The following is a 19,952-nucleotide window of genomic DNA, read 5'->3' as shown; positions in this document are numbered from 1 at the left end:
GCATCGATGGTGCTCAAACGTAACAGCTTCGCCGGGGCCGGGTGCAGCCAAACCGCATTGATTGGGTGAGCAACTCGCGCGTGTCCTGCCGGCCGGTGTGGCGGCCAGCCGCTAGGCTATCGAACAATTGTTCGGACCCGGCAGGGCTGAAGGTGGGAGCATGCAGTGCGGGTGATGGGTGTCGACCCCGGGTTGACGCGGTGTGGGCTGTCTCTGATCGAGAGCGGCCAGGGTCGGCAGCTCACTGCGCTGGACGTCGACGTGGTGCGCACGCCGTCAGATGCCCCGTTGTCGAGTCGGCTGCTGGCCATCAACGAGGCCGTTGAACACTGGCTGGAGACGCATCGTCCGGATGTGGTTGCGATCGAGCGGGTGTTCTCCCAGCAAAATGTGAAGACCGTGATGGGCACCGCGCAGGCCGGCGGCGTGGTCGCACTGGCGGCGGCCAAGCGTGGTGTGGAGGTGCACTTTCATACCCCGAGCGAGGTGAAGGCGGCGGTCACCGGCAACGGTACCGCCGACAAGGCACAGGTCACCGCGATGGTCACCAGAATTCTTGCGCTGCAGACCAAACCGACGCCGGCCGACGCCGCCGACGCACTGGCGTTGGCAATCTGTCATTGCTGGAGGGCGCCTATGATCGCCCAGATGGCCAAAGCACATGCGCTGGCCGAACAACAACGGCGCAGCTATACCGCCAAACTCAAGGCCGCCCGATGATCTCGTCGCTGCGCGGTGAGGTACTCGAGGTGGCACTCGATCACGTGGTCATCGAGGCCGCCGGTGTCGGCTATCGGGTGAACGCGACGCCGTCGACTCTGGCGACGCTGCGGCAGGGGACCGATGCCCGCCTGATCACCGCGATGATCGTGCGCGAGGATTCGATGACCCTGTACGGCTTCGTTGACGGGGAGACCCGCGATCTGTTCCTGACACTGCTGTCGGTGTCTGGAGTGGGGCCCCGGTTGGCGATGGCGACGCTGTCGGTGCACGATGCCAACGGGCTTCGGCAGGCGTTGGCCGACGGCGATGTCACCGCGCTGACCCGGGTACCCGGAATTGGCAAACGCGGCGCCGAGCGAATGGTGGTGGAGCTGCGCGACAAAGTCGGTCCAGCGGGTTCGGCCGCCACCGCGCCCGCGGTAAACGGTCACACCGTGCGCGCTCCGGTGGTCGAAGCCCTGGTCGGCCTCGGGTTCGCCGCCAAGCAGGCCGAGGAAGCCACCGACAAGGTGTTGGCCGGCGACGGCGAGGCGACGACATCGAGCGCGCTGCGTGCCGCCCTGTCGTTGTTGGGGAAGGCACGATAGTCGATGAGCACCGATCCCGATGAGCGCGAGGTCTCACCGGCGCTGACCGTTGGCGATGGCGATGTCGACGTCAGCCTGCGGCCGCGCTCATTGCGTGAGTTCATCGGCCAGCCACGGGTGCGCGAACAACTTCAGCTGGTGATTCAGGGCGCCAAGAATCGCGGCGGCACACCGGATCACATTCTGTTGTCCGGTCCGCCCGGGCTCGGGAAGACCTCGCTGGCGATGATCATCGCGGCCGAGCTTGGTTCCTCCCTGCGGATGACATCGGGTCCCGCGCTCGAGCGGGCCGGCGATCTGGCCGCGATGTTGTCCAACCTGGTCGAGCATGACGTGCTGTTCATCGACGAGATTCACCGCATCGCCCGGCCCGCCGAGGAGATGCTCTATCTGGCCATGGAGGATTTCCGGGTCGACGTGGTGGTCGGCAAAGGGCCGGGGGCGACATCGATTCCGCTGGACGTCGCGCCGTTCACCCTGGTCGGGGCCACCACCCGATCCGGCGCGTTGACGGGGCCGCTGCGTGACCGGTTCGGTTTCACCGCACACATGGATTTTTATGAGCCCGCTGAGCTGGAGCGAGTGCTGGTCCGTTCCGCCGGAATTCTGGGCATCCAACTCGGTGCGGACGCGGGGGCCGAGATCGCCCGCCGGTCACGCGGGACTCCGCGGATCGCCAACCGGCTGTTGCGCCGCGTCCGTGACTTTGCCGAGGTTCGTGCCGACGGGGTGATCACCCGTGATGTCGCCAAGGCGGCGCTGGCGGTTTACGACGTCGACGAGCTGGGCCTGGATCGGCTGGACCGTGCCGTGCTTTCCGCCCTGACCCGCAGTTTCAGTGGGGGTCCGGTAGGTGTGTCGACGCTGGCGGTGGCGGTAGGGGAGGAGGCCAGCACCGTGGAGGAGGTGTGTGAGCCGTTCCTGGTCCGTGCCGGCATGGTCGCGCGCACTCCACGCGGCCGGGTGGCCACCGCACTGGCCTGGACTCACCTGGGCATGACGCCACCGGCGGGAGCGAATCAGCCGGGGCTGTTCGAGTAGCGAGTGGGCCGGGCGGCGGTGCTGGCTAGGGAGAGCCGTTCGTCCCATCGGTGCCGATCAGCGTGCCGCCGCTGCCGCCGGTGCCGCCGGTTCCTCCATTGACGCCGTTGCCCCCGTAGCCCACGGGTGTCGGGGTGAACGAGCCGTCGGAAATCACCCCGACGCTGCCGCCGTTGGCCGCCCCTACGCCACTGCCGGCGTTGCCACCGTGTCCACCGGCGCCGATGCCGAACAACGCGCCCGCGTTGCCGCCGTCGCCGCCATTGCCCACGGCGTTGACGGTTGCCGAGCCGCCGTCGCCGCCCGCACCGCCGAAGCCCGCGCCGATGAGCACGGCGCCCTGACCGCCCTGGCCACCGGCGCCGCCGAAGTCGTTGGCGAATCCGCCGATGCTGCCGGCGCCGCCGACGCCCAAGCCCATCACGGCCGCGCCGGAACCACCCGCGCCCCCGGCGCCGCTGGTGCCGTTTGCGAAGCCACCGATACCACCGATACCGCCGACGCCGACACCGACGAGTGCGGCTCCTCCGCCGCCCGCACCGCCCGCGCTGGCGGCGGCGTTGCCGGCGCCGCCGATGCTGCCGGCGCCGCCAACTCCGACACCAAGCAGCGCTGTGGCGTCACCGCCCTGGCCGCCCAGGCCGCCGGTGTCGTTGGCGAAACCGCCGATGCCGCCGGTGCCGCCCTGGGCGTAGCCGAACACGGCGCCGCCCTCACCGCCCACACCGCCGGTACCTCCGGTGTGGGGGGTAACGGCGGTGGCTGAACCGCCCATGCCGCCGGCGCCGCCCAGGCCATGTGCCGCCGACGGCCGAGAGCGCGCCGCCGGCCCCGCCGATACCGCCGGTGCCCTGGGGAGCGTTGCCGCCGACCCCGCCGTTGCCGCCCCAGCCCAGCAAGGGCGCGTTGCCGCCGGCCCCGCCTGCACCCGCGATCTCGCCGATGCCGCTCACCGAACCTCCGGCACCCCCGTTGCCGCCGCTGCCGGCGAGCCAGCCGCCGCTGCCACCGGCTCCGCCGGTCCCGCCGAGGAAGCCGTTGCCGCCGCTGCCGGCGAGCCAGCCGCCGCTGCCACCGGCTCCGCCGGTCCCGCCGAGGAAGCCGTTGCCGCCGTTGCCGCCGTTGCCGATCAGTCCGGCCGAGCCGCCGCTGCCGCCGTTTTGGAGGCCCCCGCTGGTGAAGCTGTAGCCGTTGCCGCCGTTGCCGTACAGGATGCCGCCGGCACCGCCGTTGGGGCTTGTCGCGGTTCCGTTGGCGCCGTTGCCGATCAGCGGGCGCCCGAACAGCGCCTGGGTGGGTGTGTTCACCGCGTCCAGCACGGTGGATTCCAGGGTCTGCAGTGGGGAGGCGTTGGCGGCCTCTGCGCTTGCGTAGACTCCGCTGGCCGAGTTGAGCAGCTGGACAATGCGCTGGTGTACCTGGGCGCCCTGGGCGCTGAGCGCTTGGTATTGCGCTCCGTGATTCCTCAGCATTGTGGCGATGGCGTGCGACACCTCATCGCCACCCGCTGCCAGCACGCTGGTGGTCGGTGCTGCGACGGCGGCGTTGGCCGCGCCCAACGATGTGCCGATGTTTGCCACATCTTGCGCCGCCGCGCTCACTAGCTCCGGAGTCGCGAACACAAACGCCATCGAGGCCTCCACCCAAGTCAGGTCACCCGCACCAACAAGCGAAAGAAGCCATTCTTACTGAACTTGGTTGGGGTTGCCTTCGTTTGGTGAGACTATTTGTCTCAGGTTTTGTGCCGCCCCGGCCGACCTGGGTCAACCGGCGCTTTTGTCCGCCAAATGGGTGTGACGAGTGGCCGCAGCGGGGTGGCGCGTGTGTCCGCGCGCCGCGGCCAGCCCGATATCAGGATCCGTTCGTCCCGTCGGCGCCGATCAATATGCCGCCGCTGCCGCCGGCGCCGCCGGTGCCAGGGGTGCCGCCGGTGCCGCCGTTGCCGCCGTTGCCGCCGTCACCGAAAAGCGTTTGGGTGAAGGTGCCGTTGGCAACTACCCCGATGTTGCCGCCGTTGCCGCCGTCACCGCCGTTGCCGCCTGCTCCGACGAAACTGTTGCCACCGACAGCACCATCGCCGCCGAAGCCCGCGCCCCACAGCGCGGCGCCTTGGGGCCGCCCGCGCCGCCGTCCCCGCCGGTGGCAGTGCCGAATCCGCCAACGCCGCCGATGCCACCGACGCCCAGTCCCGTGAGTGTGACGCCCTGGCCGCCGACACCGACCGCGCCACCGGTTGTGCCGGCGCCGCCCATGCCGCCGAACCCTCCGACACCCGCGCCGACGAACACACCGGCCACGCCGCCGGCGCCGCCGGTGCCACCGATGTCGCCGCCGTAGCCACCGATGCCGCCGGCCCCGGACTGGGCGTAGCCGATGATCACGCCGCTCTCGCCACCGGTGCCGCCGGTGCCGCCGATGCCGGTGGCATCGGTGGCAACGCCGCCGGCCCCACCGGAGCCGCCCAGGCCGAACAGCAGGCCGCCGCCCGCACCGCCCATCCCACCGGCGCCCTGAGTGGAGTCACCGCCAGCCCCGCCATTGCCGCCCCAGCCCAGCAAGGGAGCGCTGCCGCCAGCCCCGCCTGCGCCGCCGACCTCGCCGACGCCGGTCACCGAGCCCCCGGCACCTCCGTTGCCGCCGCTACCGGCGAGCCAGCCGCCGCTGCCCGCGGCTCCGCCGGCCCCGCCGAGGAAGCCGTTGCCGCCGTTGCCGCCGTTGCCGATCAGTCCGGCCGAGCCGCCGGTGCCGCCACTCTGGGTGCCCCCGCTGGTGAAGCTGTAGCCGTTGCCGATCAGTCCGGCCGAGCCGCCGGTGCCGCCACTCTGGGTGCCCCCGCTGGTGAAGCTGTAGCCGTTGCCGCCGTTGCCGTACAAGAATCCGCCGGCACCGCCGTTGGGGCTCGTCGCGGTTCCGTTGGCGCCGTCGCCGATCAGTGGCCGTCCGAAGATCGCCTGGGTGGGTGTGTTCAGTGCGCCCACCACGTTGGATTCCAAGGTCTGCAGTGGGGAGACGTTGGCGGCTTCTGCGCCGGCGTAGGCTCCGCCGGCAGAGTTGAGTAGCTGCATGAAGCCCTGGTGGAACTGCGCGGCCTGAGCGCTGAGCGCTTGATATTGCGCGCCGTGACTACTCAGTAGTGCGGCGATGGCCTGCGACACGTCATCGGCGCCCGCCGAGAGCACGCTGGTGGTCGACGCCGCGACGGCGGCGTTGGCCGCGCCCAACGAAGTGCCGATACTCGCCACGTTCTCGGCTGCCGCGCTCACCAGCTCCGGGGCCGCGATCACAAACGCCATTTCAACCTCCACCTGTGTGATGTGCCTTACACATACTAGGAATGCGTGGGGCTTTTGGGGCGCCGTTTCCCGATCTGCTCCCAACCTGGCGTTTCGAGCCAGGTCCGGGCCGGTATGGTCGCGCATACCCGACTCCACCCGCCGGGTGAACCGAGCCGGTGCCGTTCGAGTAGTTCGAGTGGAAGGCCGTGATGATGATCATCGCCGGGTTGATATTTGCCGCGCTGGCGGGACTGCTGCACGTCTATATCTTCACCATGGAGTCGCTGACCTGGACCTCGCCGCGCACCTGCGCGACGTTTGGCACGACGGCGGAGGAAGCTGAAACCACCAAGCTGCTGGCCTTCAATCAGGGCTTCTACAACCTGTTTCTGGCGATTGTCGGCGGATTGGGCATCGCCGGTGTGGCCATGGGCCACAACGGGATCGGAGCCGCACTCATCTTCGCCGGCGTCGGATCGATGGCCGCGGCGGCGGTCGTGTTGTTGATCTCGGCGCCGGACAAGGCGCGAGCCGCGGTGACGCAGGGCCTGTTTCCGGTGATCAGCCTGGTCCTGCTCGGGCTCGGGCTCGCGTCGTAGGGCGATTCGCTGCTGCCTTGATCCTGTGACGGGCGTTACATCGCCTCAGCTTTCGGGTACCCGAAAAGGTATCGGAAGAGGAGATTGCGATGACGCACACAGAAGATCGCCCCGCCCGGTTGGGCATGCCACGCTCGCGCGGCGCGGTGACCGGGATACTTCTAGTGGTTCTGGGCGCCTGGGGAGCGCTGATCCCATTTGTCGGGCCTAGCTTCGATTTCGGCTATACCCCCGGCCACGCGTGGACCGCCGCCCGCGGCTGGCTGGAGGTGTTGCCTGGCATCGTGACCGTGGTCGCTGGTCTGCTATTGATCATTTCCACAAACCGCGCCAGTGCGGTGTTCGGTGGCTGGCTGGCCGGTCTTGCCGGAGCCTGGTTTGTGGTCGGAGTTTCGCTCGCCCCACTGTTGAGGATCGGCTCCGTTGGCGACCCGGTCGCGGCCACGAACTTCAAACGCGCCCTCATCGAGGTCTCGTACTTTTCGGGCCTGGGTGTGGTGATCGTGTTCTTGGCCGGTGCCGTCTTGGCAAGGCTGGTGGCGCGATTGGCGCGCGATATCCAACCGGTACCCGCGCCGGCCTATGCGGCCTACGCGCCCGAGGCGGACCAGACAGCCGAGGAGGAGCCGCAGGACGAGCCCGAGTCCAAGGATCCCAAGTCAAAGGACGAGGCAACGGAAGAGGAAGCGCCGAAGGAACCCGAGGAGAGCGAGGCCGAGGCCGAGCATCACGGCCTGGCGTTTCACCCGTTCCGCCGACACCGCGCCGGCGTGTAGCCGGGTAGAGCGACCTGGCCGCCGGCCGGCGCCGGTACTAACCGGACTGGCCGGCGCCGCCCGCGGCGCTGGGCACAAATTGGAAGGAATTGCCGCCCTGGCCGCCCGCGCCCCCACCCGTGCCGCCCGAGCCGCCGCTGGTGGTGCCCGTTCCTCCGGTGCCGCCGTTGACTCCATCGGCGCCGTTACCAGCGTCAAGGCTCAAGGTGGAGGCCAGGGGACCGCCGCCGCCCCCGCCGCCGGTGCCCCCGGGAGCCCCGGTGCCTCCGGAGCCGCCGAAGGCGCTGCTGAAGGTGGTGCTGCCGGCGAACGCTATGGCGTTGCCTCCCGCGCCTCCATTTCCGGCGGCGCCACCGGCGCCGCCGGCGGCGCCACCTCCACCGCCGCCCCCGCCGACGGCACCCGTCCCGGCGGCGGCACCCGCGCCTCCTCCGCCACCGCCTCCGCCGGTACCGCCTCCGCCGGTACCGGCGCTGGGGGTCGGGCCGGTGTTGCTACTGGATGCGGTGCCGCCGGTGCCGCCGGTGCCGCCTTGGCCGCCGAGGGCACCGTTGCCTCCGCCGTTGCCGCCGTGGCCGCCCGCGCCACCTCCTCCGCCACCGCCGGCATATCCGACGGCGGTATCGATGCCAGAGGTGTTGTTGCCGCCATTTCCGCCATTTCCGCCAATACCGCCTTGGCCGCCCTGACCGCCGATGGCGTTGGCGGCGCCGGGCGCCCCGCCATTGCCGCCGGCACCGCCATTGCCGCCGGTACCGCCGCTCGCGCTGGCGGTGCCGCCGGTGCCGGTGTTGATACCGCCGTTGCCACCGGACCCGCCGCCGACCCCACCGATACCGGCGCCGCCAGCGCCTCCGTCACCCCCGGCGCCACCGGGGCCGCCCGTGGTCGGGGCGGTGCCGTCGGTGCCGGTGGTGCCGATGCTGCCGGCCCCACCGTTGCCGCCGAGACCGCCGTTGCCGCCGAGACCGCCGTTGCCGCCGAGACCGCCGTTGCCGCCGGTACCGATGCCGCCGTCGGAGCCGGCATGCGCCGAAGAAATTGACTGGCAGCTGCCGCCGGCGCCGCCGGCCCCGCCGGCACCCCACAGGCCCGCTGATCCGCCCGCGCCACCAGCCTGCCCGGGCGCGCCCGACCCGCCGTTGCCGCCGTTGCCTACCAGCCACCCGCCGTCCCCGCCGGCCGCCCCGGTGCCGTCCACCCCATTGGCGCCGTTGCCGATCAGCGGGCGCCCGGTCAGCATTTGGCTGGGGGCGTTGATGCCCGCCAGCAGGTCCTGCTCCAGGGTTTGCAGCGGCGAGGCGTTGGCGGCCTCAGCCCCCGAATAGGCTCCTGCGCCGGTAAGTAGTGCCCGCACAAAGTCGGTATGGAACTGCTCCATGCGCGCGCTGAGCGTTTGAAATTCTTGCGCGTAGGCGCCAAACATTCGGGTGACAGCCGCTGATACCTCGTCGCCGGCCAGCGGGGCTATCGCCGTGGTCGACGGCGCCGCTGCCCCGGTAGCCGCCCGCACGGCATCCCCGATCCCACTCAAATCGTTTGCTGCCGCGGTCAAGAACTCAGGTGTTGCGATTACAAAAGACGACATCGTTGGCGCTCCTGCGGTAGGGCGGTCAGTCTCCTATAAGAATGTGACACCCACCTCACGCGCAGCGCATAGAAAATTCACATTGTTAGCAAAAAATTTGCAAACACCGCCCAGCTCCACGATGGGTTCGGGCCGTTGGACTTGTCCCCGTCCTCAGAGCAGGCCGAGTAGGCGCAGGTCGCTGACGTACTTCACGATGATCGGCGCGCCGACGTGCGGAATGTCTTTGTCGGGGCCGATCTTGGCCTCTTGCACCGCTGCCCGGAAGCGATCGGTAGGGGCGATCGACCCGCGGACGGGCCGCTCCGGCTGCCGATAGTTGTGCAACAGCGGCAGCAGTGAGCTGTGCCGCTGCCGATCGGGCAGTGCGCGCAGTGCGGTTTCGAAGCGCTGCAGCCAGTCGCCATAGTCAGCGATGCGCTGGATGGGGCAACCGGACTCGTTGAGCCAGTCGACGAACTCGTCGAGTCCGATGCCGTCGTCGTAAGGGTTCATCACGTGATACGTGTGGAACCCATCCTGGCTCTGCGCACCCAAAGTCGAAATCGCCTCGGCGATGAACTCGACGGGCAGACCGTCATAGTGGGCGCGTTGCCGGGCGCCGTCGGCCGCAAGCTCATAGAACGAACCCGGCGCGATACCGGTGGCCGCCAGGCTCAGGATCATCCGGGTGAACATGTCCGGCACGTTGAGCTGTCCCGCCCATGTGGTGTCGGCCAGGATCATGTCGCAGCGGAACACCGCAACCGGCAGGCCACACAGGACATGCGCCTCGCGCAACAGCACCTCGCCGGCCCACTTGCTGTTCGAATAGCCATTGGCGTAGCTGTCGTCGACCGCGCGGGTGGCGCTGATGACCCGGATGTCGGCGTCCTCGGTGAACGCCGACGGCGGGATCTGGTCGGCGACACCGATTGTCGAGGTGTAGCTGTAGGGCTTGATCTTGGAGGTGAGCGCCAGCCGCAGCAGCTCGGCGGTGCCCAGCGCGTTGGGCCCGAACAGCTGGCTGTATGGCAGTACGTGGTTGACCAGGGCCGCGGGGTCGACGATCAGGTCGACCGTGTCGGCCAGGCGTTGCCAGGTCTGCCGGTCCAGTCCGAGGTCGGCTTCGCCCTTGTCACCGGCGAGCACCTCGAGGTGGTCGCCGGCCAGTGCGCGGTAGTGGGCCAGCAGTTCGGGGGCGCCGCTGTCGAACGTCTTGTCCAGCCGCGCCCGTGCTTCGGTGTCGGACTTGGCCCGGACCAGGCAGATCAGTTTGCCGTCGACCAGGTCCATCCGCTCCAGCCATTCCAGGGCCAGGTAGCGCCCGAGGAAGCCGGTGGCGCCGGTCAGCAGCACGGTGCGCACTTGGGTGTTTGCGGCGGGCAGCCGGGGAGCTTCGGCCAGGGTTGCGGCATCGATGAATTTGTCCAGGGACAGGTCACCGGCATGCACCTCGGTGACCTGCTCATTCGAGGCGTCGTGGACCGAGGCGAAGGTCGGCCGTGACGAGCCGGGTTTGCGAGCCGCCTCGACGTAGTCGGCCAGGGCCTGCAAGTCGTTGGCGGGGCTGACGATGACGCCCACCGGCACTTCGATGTCGAAGATCTCGTGCAGCAGGTTGGTGAACGACAGCGCCGACAGCGAGTCGCCGCCCAAATCGGTGAAGTGCGCATCGGGCTGGACGTCAGAGGCGCTGCCGCCCAACAGCGCGGCCGCCGCGCGGCACACCGTCACCAGCACCGGCGCATCGGCACCGCTTTGGCGCAGCGAGCGCAGTTCGTCGGCCTGGCCGTGTGCCAGGTCCGTGTAGATCTGCTCGAGAAGCTCGCCGTAATGCTTTTTCAGCTGCGGCCTGGCCAACTTGCGGATGCCGGTGAGCAGGCCGTTCTCCAGCGTCCATGGTGTTGTTTCGATGATGAAGTCGCGCGGGATCTCGTAGGACTGCAGGCCGGCGGCCTTTGCGACCTCTTGCAGCGAGTCGCCCAGCCGCGCCTTGAGCTCCTCGACAGGCACGGCGTCCAGCGCCTCCTGGGTGGGGACGATCACCGCCAACAGGTAGGCACGGGCGCTGTTGCCGTAGATGTAGATCTGCCGTACCAGTGGGCTGTCGCCAAACACCGCTTCGAGTTTGGAGACGGTGACGAACTCGCCCTGCGACAGCTTCAACACGTTGTTGCGGCGGTCGAGGTACACGAACTGTCCGGGGCCGACCTCGGCCATGATGTCGCCGGTCCGGTAGAAGCCGTCAGCATCGAACACGTCGGCGGTGACTTCGGCTCGCTGGTAGTAGCCCGGGAACAAACTATCGGTCTTGACCAGCAACTCGCCCCGCGGATGTGGCCGGTCGGTCAGGAAGTAACCCAGGTCGGGAACATCGACCAGCTTGTAGTCGAGTACCGCCGGGCGCCGAATGGCTCCGTCGATCAGGATCATCCCGGCCTCGGTGGAGCCGTAGCCCTCGACCAGATGCATGTCGAGCAGCTCCTCGACCCACGCCTTCATCTCGTCGGAGATCGGGGCGGAGCCGGTCAGTGCGCTGGTATACCGTCCACCGAGCACGTCGTTGCGTATCTCGGCCTTGACCTGGGCTTCGAGCGCGACCCGGTCGGCGCCGTCGACCAGGCGGCGGTCGACCTCACTCTGAAACTCGTCGAACACCATGTCCCACACGCGCGGCACGAAGGTCAGCTCGGTGGGCCGCACCAGCGCCAGGTCTTCGAACAAGGTGGAGAGATCGCTTTTCGCCACGAAGTAGGCGGTGCCGCCATTGCACAGCGTGCCGTACAGGATTTGGCGGCCCATGACGTGGCTCATTGGCATGAAGTTCAGCGTGATCGACGGCTCGTAGCCGCCTTCGAACCAGGTGCGCTTGCGCCAGAAGGTCGCAACGTTGCGTCGGGGGTACATCGCGCCCTTGGGCGCACCGGTGCTGCCCGAGGTGTAGATCAGTAGCGCGAGCGAGTCGTCGGACACATCGGTGCCGGGCGCCGAGCCGGCGGACGCACCGCGGGGCACGTCGCCGCGCGCGATGGCCTCGGCCAGGGTTTCGACGACCGCCGAGCCAGCCAGGCGCTCCCGGGCGGATTCGACCGCTGCGCGGTGTGCGTCAACCTGCCGGTGGTGGTCGAACACCAGTACTCGGGTAGCGGTCTGACCGGACAGAGCCAATTCGGTGGCGTCAGCGAGTGCGTCGACGCTGGCCGCGATCATGGTGGGCTGGGTCTCGGCGACGATCGGCTGCAGCTGGGTTATCGCCGCGCTGGTCTGCAGTGGTACGGCCACCGCGCCCAGCCGCGCCAAAGTCATGTCGATCGTGGCGTAGTCGACGCTGTTGAAGCCCAACAAGCAGACCCGGTCGCCCGGTTTCACCGTCTGTTCGGTGCTGAGCACGTCGGCCAGTGCGCTGATGCGGTCCCAAAGCTCGCCGTAGCTGATGGTTTCGAAGTGGGGGAGCAGTCGCAGCGTGGTGTGGCCGGTGCCGGCATCGGTCACGAATTCGACCGAGCGCTGAGCGAGAGCCGGCCGATCGGCGTATCCGGTCATGACGGTCTCGATGATCTGGGGTAGCGGTAGACCCGGCCGCTCGATTGCTGCGGTGATCGCCGTGGCGGGTTTGGCGGCGGCGAACTGCGGGTCGTTGGCGTAGAGGTCCTGGATGCGGCGCTCGAGCCGCTCTTCACGCGTGATTGGCGACATGGCAGATCCTTGCAATAGCTCAGAAAATCGAGAATTTGACCGCGCGACGTTGCGCTAGACAACTAGAACGTTAGCTAAAGTAAATAACTTTCTCAATGCCTCGGCCGGGCCAAGTGTCGCCAAAGGGTGTGATCTACCCCACCGCCGAGTCCGGGTGTCGACGGATGGGGGACGGGCCGGCTAGAGGTCGGCCAGGATCTGGCACAGGATGTCGAGGCCTTCGGACAGCAGCTCGTCGCTGATCGTCAGTGGTGGCAGCAGCCGGATCACGTTGCCGAACATTCCGCACGTCAAGACAATTACGCCGGCAGCATGGGCGGCGGCGGCCAGCTTTTGGGTGAGCGCAGCGTCGGGTTCGGCAGTGCCCGATTTCACCAGCTCCATGGCGATCATGGCGCCGCGGCCGCGCACATCGCCGAGACGGTCATCGGCGGCTTGCAGGCGCAGCAATCGGTCCATCACCAGTCGTTCGATCTGGCGGGCCCGTTCGACCATGCCGTCGCGTTCGATCGTTTCGATGGTGGCCAGGGCCGCCGCACACGCGACCGGGTTGCCGCCGAAGGTGCCGCCCAAGCCGCTGGTGTGCGGGGCGTCCATGATCTCGGCCCGGCCGGTGACCGCCGACAAGGGGAATCCGTCGGCGATGCCTTTGGCGGTGACGATCAGGTCGGGCTCGACGTTCTCGTGGTCGCACGCGAACATGGCGCCGGTGCGGGCAAATCCGGTCTGCACCTCGTCGGCGATGAACACCACGTCGTTGTCGCGGCACCACCGCTGCAGCGCGGGCAGGAAACCGTCGGCCGGAACGATGAAGCCGCCCTCGCCCGCGATCGGTTCGATGATGACCGCGGCCAGGTTGGCGGCGCCGATCTGCTTGTCGATGAGGTTGATGGCGCGTTCGGCGGCAAGCTCACCGTCGGTGGCGATGTCTTTGTCGAGCAGGTTGTCCCGGTAGGGGTAGGACACCGGTGCGCGGTAGATCTCCGGCGCAAAGGGGCCGAAGCCGCTCTTGTACGGCATGGACTTGGCGGTCAGCGCCATCGTCAGGTTGGTGCGGCCGTGGTAGGCGTAGTCGAACGCGACCACGGCCTGCTTACGGGTGTGCGCGCGGGCGACCTTGATGGAGTTCTCCACCGCCTCGGCGCCGGAGTTGAACAGCACCGTCCGCTTCTCGCCGGAGCCCGGGGTGATCCGATTGAGCTGTTCGGCGACGGCCACGTAATGCTCGTAGGGGGTCACCATGAAGCAGGTGTGGGTGAACTGCTCCACCTGGTCCCGTACCGCGTCCACCACGCGGGGCGCCGAATTGCCGATAGTCGTGACGGCGATGCCGGAGCCGAGGTCGATCAGCCGGTTGCCGTCGGCGTCCTCCACGATTCCGCCACCCGCGCGAACCACGAACACCGGCAGGGTGACCCCGACGCCACCCGACACCGCCGTGGCCCGGCGCTTGTTGAGCTCCAACGACGCGGGGCCGGGGATTTCGGTGACCAAGAGACGACTTTGATCGAGGCTGGCCACGGGTGTTCTCCTCTCGCGCGGCGCGGGGGTCGCGTCGCGGGTAAAAGCGTATCTGCTCACCGCAGCCCGGCGATCCCTGTGGGGCGGGACGGCAATGGGGCGGGTGCCCGTCGGGGTACGACCTGCGGGAATGGCAGACTGGACCGTTACGAGGCGCGCGAGCCCGGTGTCACGCTCGGCGCCGTCCTCGAATGCCGAGGGAATGCCGATTCGAAAGACAGGCGTGTTGATGGAGAGTTTCGTCCTATTTTTGCCGTTCCTGCTCATCATGGGCGGCTTCATGTACTTCGCCTCGCGACGGCAGCGCAAGGCCATGCAGGCCACCATTGACCTGCACGAGTCGCTCGAGCCTGGCGACCGGGTGCACACTACTTCTGGCCTACAGGCCACCGTCGTCGGCATCACCGAGGACACCGTCGACCTCGAGATCGCCCCCGGTGTGGTCACGACCTGGATGAAGCTGGCCGTACGCGACCGGATCCTGCCCGATGACGACTCCGACGGCGACCTCGATGCAGAAAGCCCAGAAATCTCGGAAAGCCACACAGCCAAGGAGCTGTGATCGGGGTTCGGGGTCCGAACATGGCAAGCCGCGTGCGTGACGCACGCGCCCCGCAGCGCCACGTAGGCTCTGTCGGGGGTAAGAACGGAATTTCAAGGAGATAAACGGAACGTGGCGTCGTCTTCTGCGCCGGTGCATCCTGCCCGCTACCTGTCGGTGTTTCTGGTCCTGTTGATCGGCGTCTACCTGCTGGTTTTCCTCACCGGGGACAAGAAGGCGGCCCCCAAACTGGGTATTGACCTGCAGGGCGGCACCCGGGTCACGCTGACCGCGCGGACCCCGGACGGCTCGGCCCCCAGCCGCGAGGCGCTGGCCCAGGCCCAGCAGATCATCAGCGCCCGGGTCAACGGGCTCGGTGTGTCTGGCTCCGAGGTCGTTGTGGACGGGGACAACCTGGTCATTACGGTTCCCGGAAACGACGGCAACGAAGCTCGCAACCTCGGGCAGACCGCACGGCTGTACATCCGGCCGGTGATGAACTCGATGCCTGCCCAGCCCGCTGCCCAAGAACCGCAGCAGGAACCGCAGCAGCCGGGCGGCACTGCGCCCGCCCCAGGCGGACCGGCGCCGAATGCGGGGCAACCGCCCGAATCCGGTGCTCCCGCTTCGCCGCAATCCGGCGCCCCGGCTGCCCCGCAATCGGGAACTCCGGGCCGCCCGGGGGCGCAGCCGCGGCCCTATCCGCAGGACCCACCGCCGTCGCCGGCTCCCGCTCCCAGCCCGGCCCCGACGGGCAGCCCCGCGCCACCCGCCACCGGGGCCCAGCAGCCGGCGGACTTGCCGCCGGGCGAAGAGCCCGCGCTGCCGGATCCGCGCAAGGATCTCGCTGAGCGGATTGCGAAGGAGAAGAAGTGGCGGCAGAGCACCAACCAGTACATCCAGATGGTCGCTCTGCAATTCGAGGCCACCCAGTGCGGCAAGGACGACATCCTGGCCGGCAACGATGACCCGAAGTTGCCCCTGGTGACCTGCTCCACCGACCACAAGACCGCCTACCTGCTGGCGCCGTCGATCATCAGCGGCGATCAGATTCAAAACGCCACCTCCGGAATGGATCAGCGCAGCATCGGCTACGTGGTGGATCTGCAGTTCAAGAGCCAGGCGGCCAACACCTGGGCTGACTACACGGCCGCTCACATCGGTACTCAGACCGCCTTCACCTTGGACTCGCAGGTCGTGAGCGCACCGCAGATTCTGGAGGCGATACCCGGCGGCCGGACCCAGATCAGTGGGGGAGAGCCACCATTTAGCGCATCGACCGCACGCCAGCTGGCCAACGTCCTGAAATATGGTTCGCTGCCGCTGTCTTTCGAGTCGTCTGAGGCACAAACGGTTTCGGCGACATTGGGTTTGACGTCGCTGCGAGCGGGCCTGATCGCGGGCGCGATCGGTCTGGCGTTGGTGCTGCTCTACTCCCTGCTGTATTACCGGGTGCTCGGGTTGCTCACGGCGCTATCGCTAATCGCCTCTGGTGCAATGGTTTTCGCGATCCTGGTGTTGTTGGGTCGCTATATCAACTACACCCTTGACCTGGCGGGTATCGCGGGTCTGATCATCGGTATCGGCACCACCGCCGACTCGTTCGTGGTGTTCTTCGAACGAATCAAGGACGAGATCCGTGAGGGTCGTTCGTTCCGCTCGGCGGTGCCACGAGGTTGGGCGCGCGCCCGCAAGACGATCGTGTCGGGTAACGCGGTCACCTTCCTGGCCGCCGCGGTGCTGTACTTCCTGGCAATCGGGCAGGTGAAGGGTTTCGCATTCACGCTGGGCCTTACCACGATTCTGGACATCGTCGTGGTCTTCCTGGTGACCTGGCCGCTGGTCTACTTGGCCTCTAAGTCGCCACGGTTGGCGAAGCCGGCTTACAACGGCTTGGGTGCGGTTCAGCAGGTTGCTCGCGAACGGCGTGCCTCCGACTCGAGGACTCGATCGGGCATCGCGAAGACGGGACGGGGATAACGCCATGGCGTCGGAGACCAAGGCCGAAACCACAGCCAAAAACGACAAGAAGGGCGCTTCGGCGGTCGAACTCACCGAAGCCTCCGAGGGCTCGGCCGAACTGAGCGGCTCGGGCAGCGAGAAGGCCACTGGGCTGCCGCACCACAACCTGCTCTCCCGGCTCTACACCGGTACCGGGGCCTTCGAGGTGGTGGGACGGCGCAAGCTCTGGTACGGCATCAGCGGGGCGATCATGGCGATCGCGATCCTGAGCATCATCGTGCGCGGTTTCACGTTCGGGATCGATTTCAAGGGCGGCACCACGGTGTCGTTCCCGCGAGGCGACAGCCAGGTCACTCAGGTTGAAGAGGTTTTCCACAACGTCGTGGGCAGCGATCCCGAATCGGTCGTCACCGTGGGTAGCGGCGCTTCGGCGACCGTGCAGATCCGGTCCGAGACGCTGTCCAACGAACAGACGGAAAAGCTGCGCGACGCCCTGTTCGACGCGTTCCACCCCAAGGGGGCCGACGGCAAGCCCAGCAAGAAAGCCATCAGCGACGCCGCGGTATCGGAGACCTGGGGTGGGCAGATCACCAAGAAGGCGGTGATCGCCCTGGTGGTGTTCCTGGTGCTGGTCGCCACCTACATCACCGTGCGCTATGAGCGGTACATGACGATCTCGGCGATCGCGGCGATGATTTTCGACCTGACCGTCACCGCAGGGGTGTACTCCCTGGTGGGCTTCGAAGTCACCCCAGCCACCGTCATCGGACTGCTGACAATCCTCGGGTTCTCGCTCTATGACACCGTGATCGTGTTCGACAAGGTCGAAGAAAACACGCACGGCTTTCAGCACACCACTCGGCGCACCTTCGCCGAGCAGGCCAACCTGGCGGTGAACCAGACATTCATGCGCTCGATCAATACCAGCCTGATCTCCGTATTGCCGGTGCTGTCACTGATGGTGGTGGCGGTCTGGCTGCTGGGCGTCGGGACGTTGAAGGACCTGGCGCTGGTGCAGTTGATCGGCATCATTGTGGGCACCTACTCATCGATCTTCTTCGCCACTCCGTTGCTGGTGACCCTGCGTGAGCGCACCGAGCTGGTGCGGTCCCACACCCGCAAGGTGATCAAGCGTCGCACTCCGGCTTCGCGTGCGGCCGGCGAGCGCGCAGAAGCCGATGCCGAGTCGGGGCAGGAGCTCACCGAGACCACCGCCGCCGAGACATCGACAGAGACTGCGCGCCCGAGTGAGAAGGCTGACGCGAAGCCGGCCGCATCGAACAAGCCGGCGTCAGGTGCGCGCCCGGTGCGCCCCACCGCTACCAAACGTCCGACCGGCAAGCGCAACGCCGGCCGTCGGTAGTCGCGATGGCCAGCTGTCGTCGTGAACGCAACTTCAGCCGGTGGTCGGGATTGCGCAACGTCCTGCGGCGCGGTTTCGGGGGCAATGGGCACAAGATCGCCGCTGTCGGCGTCGCCGCGCTGGCTGCGGCATCCTCGCTGAGCGCGTGCTCGGGTAGTGCGGCGGGGCAGATCGACTATGTGGTTGATGGTCCGCTGCCCACCTACAACACCAACACCGTCACCGGAGCCGCATCCGCCGGAGCGCAGGCATTTGCCCGAGTGCTGACGGGGTTCGGGTACCACGGACCCGACGGCCAGGTGGTGGCCGACCACGACTTCGGAACGATCTCGGTAGTGGGCGGCGCGCCCTTGGTGCTCGATTATCAAATCGCCGACGACGCCGTCTATTCCGATGGCAAGCAGGTGACTTGTGACGACCTGGTGCTGGCCTGGGCCGCAGAATCCGGGCGTTACGCGGGTTTCGATGCCGCAACGCAGGCCGGTTACGTCGACATCGCCAACATCGAATGCACGCCCGGGCAGAAGAAGGCCCGAGTGTCCTTCATCCCGGATCGCGCGGTCGTCGACTACGCCCAGCTGTTCACCGCGACATCATTGATGCCGTCGCACGTCCTGGCCGATGAGCTTGGCATCGACGTCACCGCGGCGCTGCTGGACAACAAGGCTCCCCAGGTGGAGCAGATCGCGCGACTGTGGAATACCACCTGGGATCTCAAGCGGGGTGTGGATCTCAAACACTTCCCGTCTTTGGGGCCGTACAAGATCGAGTCGATTCTCGACGATGGTGGCGTGGTGCTCGTCGCCAACGACCGTTGGTGGGGCGCCAAGGCGATCACCAAGCGGGTCATCGTCCGGCCGCAGGGGGCCGACATCCAAGACCGGGTCAACAATCGTGACGTCGACGTGGTCGACGTCGCGGCCGGGTCCTCGGGGACCTTGACCACCCCCGACAATTACCAGCGCACGGATTCGCCATCGGAGGGAATCCAACAGCTGATCTTCTCGCCGAAGGGGCCGCTGGCCGATGTTCGGAATCGTCGCGCCGTCGCGTTGTGTACGCCACGGGACGCGATTTCGCGCGACGCCGGAGTTCCGATCGCCAACTCGCGGCTCAATCCGGCCACCGAGGACGCCATCGCCGGGGCCGACGGCACCACGGAGGGGGGCAAGTTCACCAAGGGTGATCCGGGCGCCGCACGCGATGCGCTCGGCGGTGCGCCGCTGACCCTGCGCATCGGCTACCACGGGCCCAATGCACGGCTGGCGGCCATCATCGGCGCCATCGCCAAATCGTGCGGGCCGGCCGGCATCTCGGTTTCTGATGTGACGCTGGACACAGTGGGGCCCGGGGCGCTTCGGGACGGCAAGATCGATGTTTTGCTGGCCAGTACCGGTGGGGCCTCCGGTAGCGGGTCCACGGGTTCGTCGTCGATGGATGCATATGACCTGCACGGCGGTAACGGAAACAACCTGTCGGGCTACGCAAATCCGCAAATTGACGGCATCATCAGTGCACTTGCGGTGTCCGCTGATCCGGCAGAGCGTGTCAGGTTGCTCGCCGAGGGGGCGCCGGTACTCTGGGATGATATGCCAACGTTGCCGTTGTATCGGCAGGAGCGCATGTTGCTGATGTCAAAAAAGATGTATGCCGTGAGCAGGAATCCGACTCGCTGGGGGGCAGGCTGGAACATGGACCGATGGGCGTTGATGCAGTGACAGATTTAGTGGTAACTGGGCGGGGGAGCGCCCCCGTCGCGGATCTGATCTCGTCGCTTACCAGGGACGTGGCAGATTTCCCCAAGCCTGGCATTCAGTTCAAGGATCTGACTCCGCTGTTTGCCGACCGTGAGGCGATGGCTGCGGTGATCGACGCGCTGGCCGACATTGCGGCCGGCACCGACCTGGTGGCCGGTATCGAGTCGCGTGGGTCGCTGGTTGCCGCGGCCCTGGCCGCACGCCTGGGCACCGGCGTGCTGTCCATTCGCAAGAGCGGCAAGCTGCCACCGCCGGTGCTCACCGAGGAATACGACAGGGAATATGGCGCTGCCAGCATGGAGATTCCCGCCGACAGCCTCGAGCTGCGGGGCCGCAGCGTGATGATCATCGATGATGTGTTGGCCACGGGTGGGACCCTCGGGGCGGCAACGCGCTTGCTGGAGCGCACTGGCGCCAGGGTGACCGGGGCGGCGGTGGTGGTCGAACTGACGGCGCTGCGCGGTCGCGAGGCGATCGCGCCGTTGCGGGTGCACAGTCTGAGCCGGGCCTAGTCTGCGCCGGCAGCGGCCGAGAACGAGCG

General features: G+C 67.7%; 14 protein-coding genes and 2 pseudogenes. 10 read left to right on the top strand and 6 right to left on the bottom strand.

All coding sequences use genetic code 11. The features are described 5' to 3' along the window. Positions 1–165 precede the first annotated feature (165 nt). From ruvC to ruvB, 3 genes are read left to right on the top strand one after another with little or no spacing between them, the layout of a single operon-like run. A complete protein-coding gene (gene ruvC, locus MMSP_RS18790; RefSeq protein WP_011739820.1) occupies positions 166–720 on the top strand; it encodes a crossover junction endodeoxyribonuclease RuvC in 555 nt (184 codons plus the stop codon). After that, positions 717–1,310, top strand: a complete 594-nt coding sequence (ruvA, locus tag MMSP_RS18785) for a Holliday junction branch migration protein RuvA (protein ID WP_011739821.1) — start codon at positions 717–719, stop codon at positions 1,308–1,310. Before ruvC ends, ruvA begins: the two co-directional genes overlap by 4 nt. 3 nt (positions 1,311–1,313) lie before the next feature. Continuing rightward, complete coding sequence (ruvB, locus tag MMSP_RS18780; RefSeq protein ID WP_012393880.1) at positions 1,314–2,351, top strand: Holliday junction branch migration DNA helicase RuvB; 1,038 nt, start codon at positions 1,314–1,316, stop codon at positions 2,349–2,351. A gap of 25 nt (positions 2,352–2,376) precedes the next feature. Here ruvB and MMSP_RS29905 read toward each other — a convergent pair whose 3' ends face one another. From MMSP_RS29905 to MMSP_RS18770, 3 genes and pseudogenes are all read right to left on the bottom strand, one after another. Then, positions 2,377–3,075, bottom strand: coding sequence for a hypothetical protein (locus MMSP_RS29905; protein WP_020787901.1), 699 nt, complete (start codon positions 3,073–3,075; stop codon positions 2,377–2,379). 226 nt (positions 3,076–3,301) lie between these two features. After that, positions 3,302–3,982 (bottom strand): annotated as a pseudogene (locus tag MMSP_RS29900) (PE family protein); the annotation flags it as partial. Between the two features lie 220 nt (positions 3,983–4,202). Beyond that, a pseudogene (locus MMSP_RS18770) lies at positions 4,203–5,644 on the bottom strand (PE family protein). Positions 5,645–5,838: 194 nt separating this feature from the next. Here MMSP_RS18770 and MMSP_RS18765 point away from each other — a divergent pair. Both MMSP_RS18765 and MMSP_RS18760 read left to right on the top strand, forming a co-directional pair. Next, complete coding sequence (locus tag MMSP_RS18765; RefSeq protein ID WP_036427408.1) at positions 5,839–6,225, top strand: DUF1304 domain-containing protein; 387 nt, start codon at positions 5,839–5,841, stop codon at positions 6,223–6,225. 89 nt (positions 6,226–6,314) lie between these two features. Further along, entirely contained in the window at positions 6,315–7,001 is a 687-nt protein-coding gene (locus MMSP_RS18760) for a hypothetical protein (protein WP_036426713.1), read from the top strand. Positions 7,002–7,038: 37 nt separating this feature from the next. Here MMSP_RS18760 and MMSP_RS29610 read toward each other — a convergent pair whose 3' ends face one another. From MMSP_RS29610 to gabT, 3 genes are all read right to left on the bottom strand, one after another. Further along, positions 7,039–8,589 carry a PE family protein gene (locus MMSP_RS29610; RefSeq protein WP_036426712.1) on the bottom strand — a complete coding sequence of 517 codons (1,551 nt, stop codon included), beginning with the start codon at positions 8,587–8,589 and terminating at the stop codon, positions 7,039–7,041. Between the two features lie 153 nt (positions 8,590–8,742). Further along, a complete protein-coding gene (gene car / locus MMSP_RS18750; RefSeq protein ID WP_020787897.1) occupies positions 8,743–12,267 on the bottom strand; it encodes a carboxylic acid reductase in 3,525 nt (1,174 codons plus the stop codon). A gap of 180 nt (positions 12,268–12,447) precedes the next feature. Beyond that, positions 12,448–13,788 (bottom strand): 4-aminobutyrate--2-oxoglutarate transaminase, encoded by a 1,341-nt coding sequence (gabT, locus tag MMSP_RS18745; RefSeq protein WP_020787896.1) that lies wholly within the window; start codon positions 13,786–13,788, stop codon positions 12,448–12,450. Positions 13,789–14,017: 229 nt separating this feature from the next. On the opposite strand from gabT, the gene yajC reads away from it, so the two are divergent. From yajC to MMSP_RS18720, 5 genes are all read left to right on the top strand, one after another. Then, on the top strand, positions 14,018–14,350 hold the full coding sequence (yajC, locus tag MMSP_RS18740) for a preprotein translocase subunit YajC (RefSeq protein ID WP_015355869.1): 333 nt from the start codon (positions 14,018–14,020) through the stop codon (positions 14,348–14,350). Positions 14,351–14,461: 111 nt separating this feature from the next. Beyond that, the gene (secD, locus tag MMSP_RS18735) at positions 14,462–16,309 is read left to right on the top strand and encodes a protein translocase subunit SecD (RefSeq protein ID WP_020787894.1); all 1,848 of its coding nucleotides are present in this window, start codon (positions 14,462–14,464) and stop codon (positions 16,307–16,309) included. A 4-nt stretch (positions 16,310–16,313) separates the two neighbouring features. Beyond that, positions 16,314–17,654: a protein translocase subunit SecF gene (secF, locus tag MMSP_RS18730; RefSeq protein ID WP_020787893.1), complete on the top strand. Its 1,341-nt coding sequence runs from the start codon at positions 16,314–16,316 to the stop codon at positions 17,652–17,654. Between the two features lie 5 nt (positions 17,655–17,659). After that, positions 17,660–19,372, top strand: coding sequence for an ABC transporter substrate-binding protein (locus MMSP_RS18725; protein ID WP_020787892.1), 1,713 nt, complete (start codon positions 17,660–17,662; stop codon positions 19,370–19,372). Next, on the top strand, positions 19,354–19,923 hold the full coding sequence (locus MMSP_RS18720; protein WP_015355866.1) for an adenine phosphoribosyltransferase: 570 nt from the start codon (positions 19,354–19,356) through the stop codon (positions 19,921–19,923). Before MMSP_RS18725 ends, MMSP_RS18720 begins: the two co-directional genes overlap by 19 nt. Positions 19,924–19,952: the final 29 nt, after the last annotated feature.

The organism is Mycobacterium sp. 012931 (assembly GCF_000419295.1).
GTDB lineage: Bacteria > Actinomycetota > Actinomycetes > Mycobacteriales > Mycobacteriaceae > Mycobacterium > Mycobacterium marinum.
The sequence above is the reverse complement of the archived record's forward strand: the minus strand, read 5'-3'. Positions and strand labels throughout refer to the sequence as shown.

Coding starts and splice junctions, on each gene's coding strand:
- yajC (WP_015355869.1), top strand. CDS start 14,018: ATGGAGAGTTTCGTCCTATTTTTGCCGTTCCTGCTCATCATGGGCGGC.
- MMSP_RS18760 (WP_036426713.1), top strand. CDS start 6,315: ATGACGCACACAGAAGATCGCCCCGCCCGGTTGGGCATGCCACGCTCG.
- MMSP_RS18765 (WP_036427408.1), top strand. CDS start 5,839: ATGATCATCGCCGGGTTGATATTTGCCGCGCTGGCGGGACTGCTGCAC.
- MMSP_RS29610 (WP_036426712.1), bottom strand. CDS start 8,589: ATGTCGTCTTTTGTAATCGCAACACCTGAGTTCTTGACCGCGGCAGCA.
- MMSP_RS18725 (WP_020787892.1), top strand. CDS start 17,660: ATGGCCAGCTGTCGTCGTGAACGCAACTTCAGCCGGTGGTCGGGATTG.
- secF (WP_020787893.1), top strand. CDS start 16,314: ATGGCGTCGGAGACCAAGGCCGAAACCACAGCCAAAAACGACAAGAAG.
- ruvA (WP_011739821.1), top strand. CDS start 717: ATGATCTCGTCGCTGCGCGGTGAGGTACTCGAGGTGGCACTCGATCAC.
- MMSP_RS18720 (WP_015355866.1), top strand. CDS start 19,354: ATGGGCGTTGATGCAGTGACAGATTTAGTGGTAACTGGGCGGGGGAGC.
- ruvB (WP_012393880.1), top strand. CDS start 1,314: ATGAGCACCGATCCCGATGAGCGCGAGGTCTCACCGGCGCTGACCGTT.
- car (WP_020787897.1), bottom strand. CDS start 12,267: ATGTCGCCAATCACGCGTGAAGAGCGGCTCGAGCGCCGCATCCAGGAC.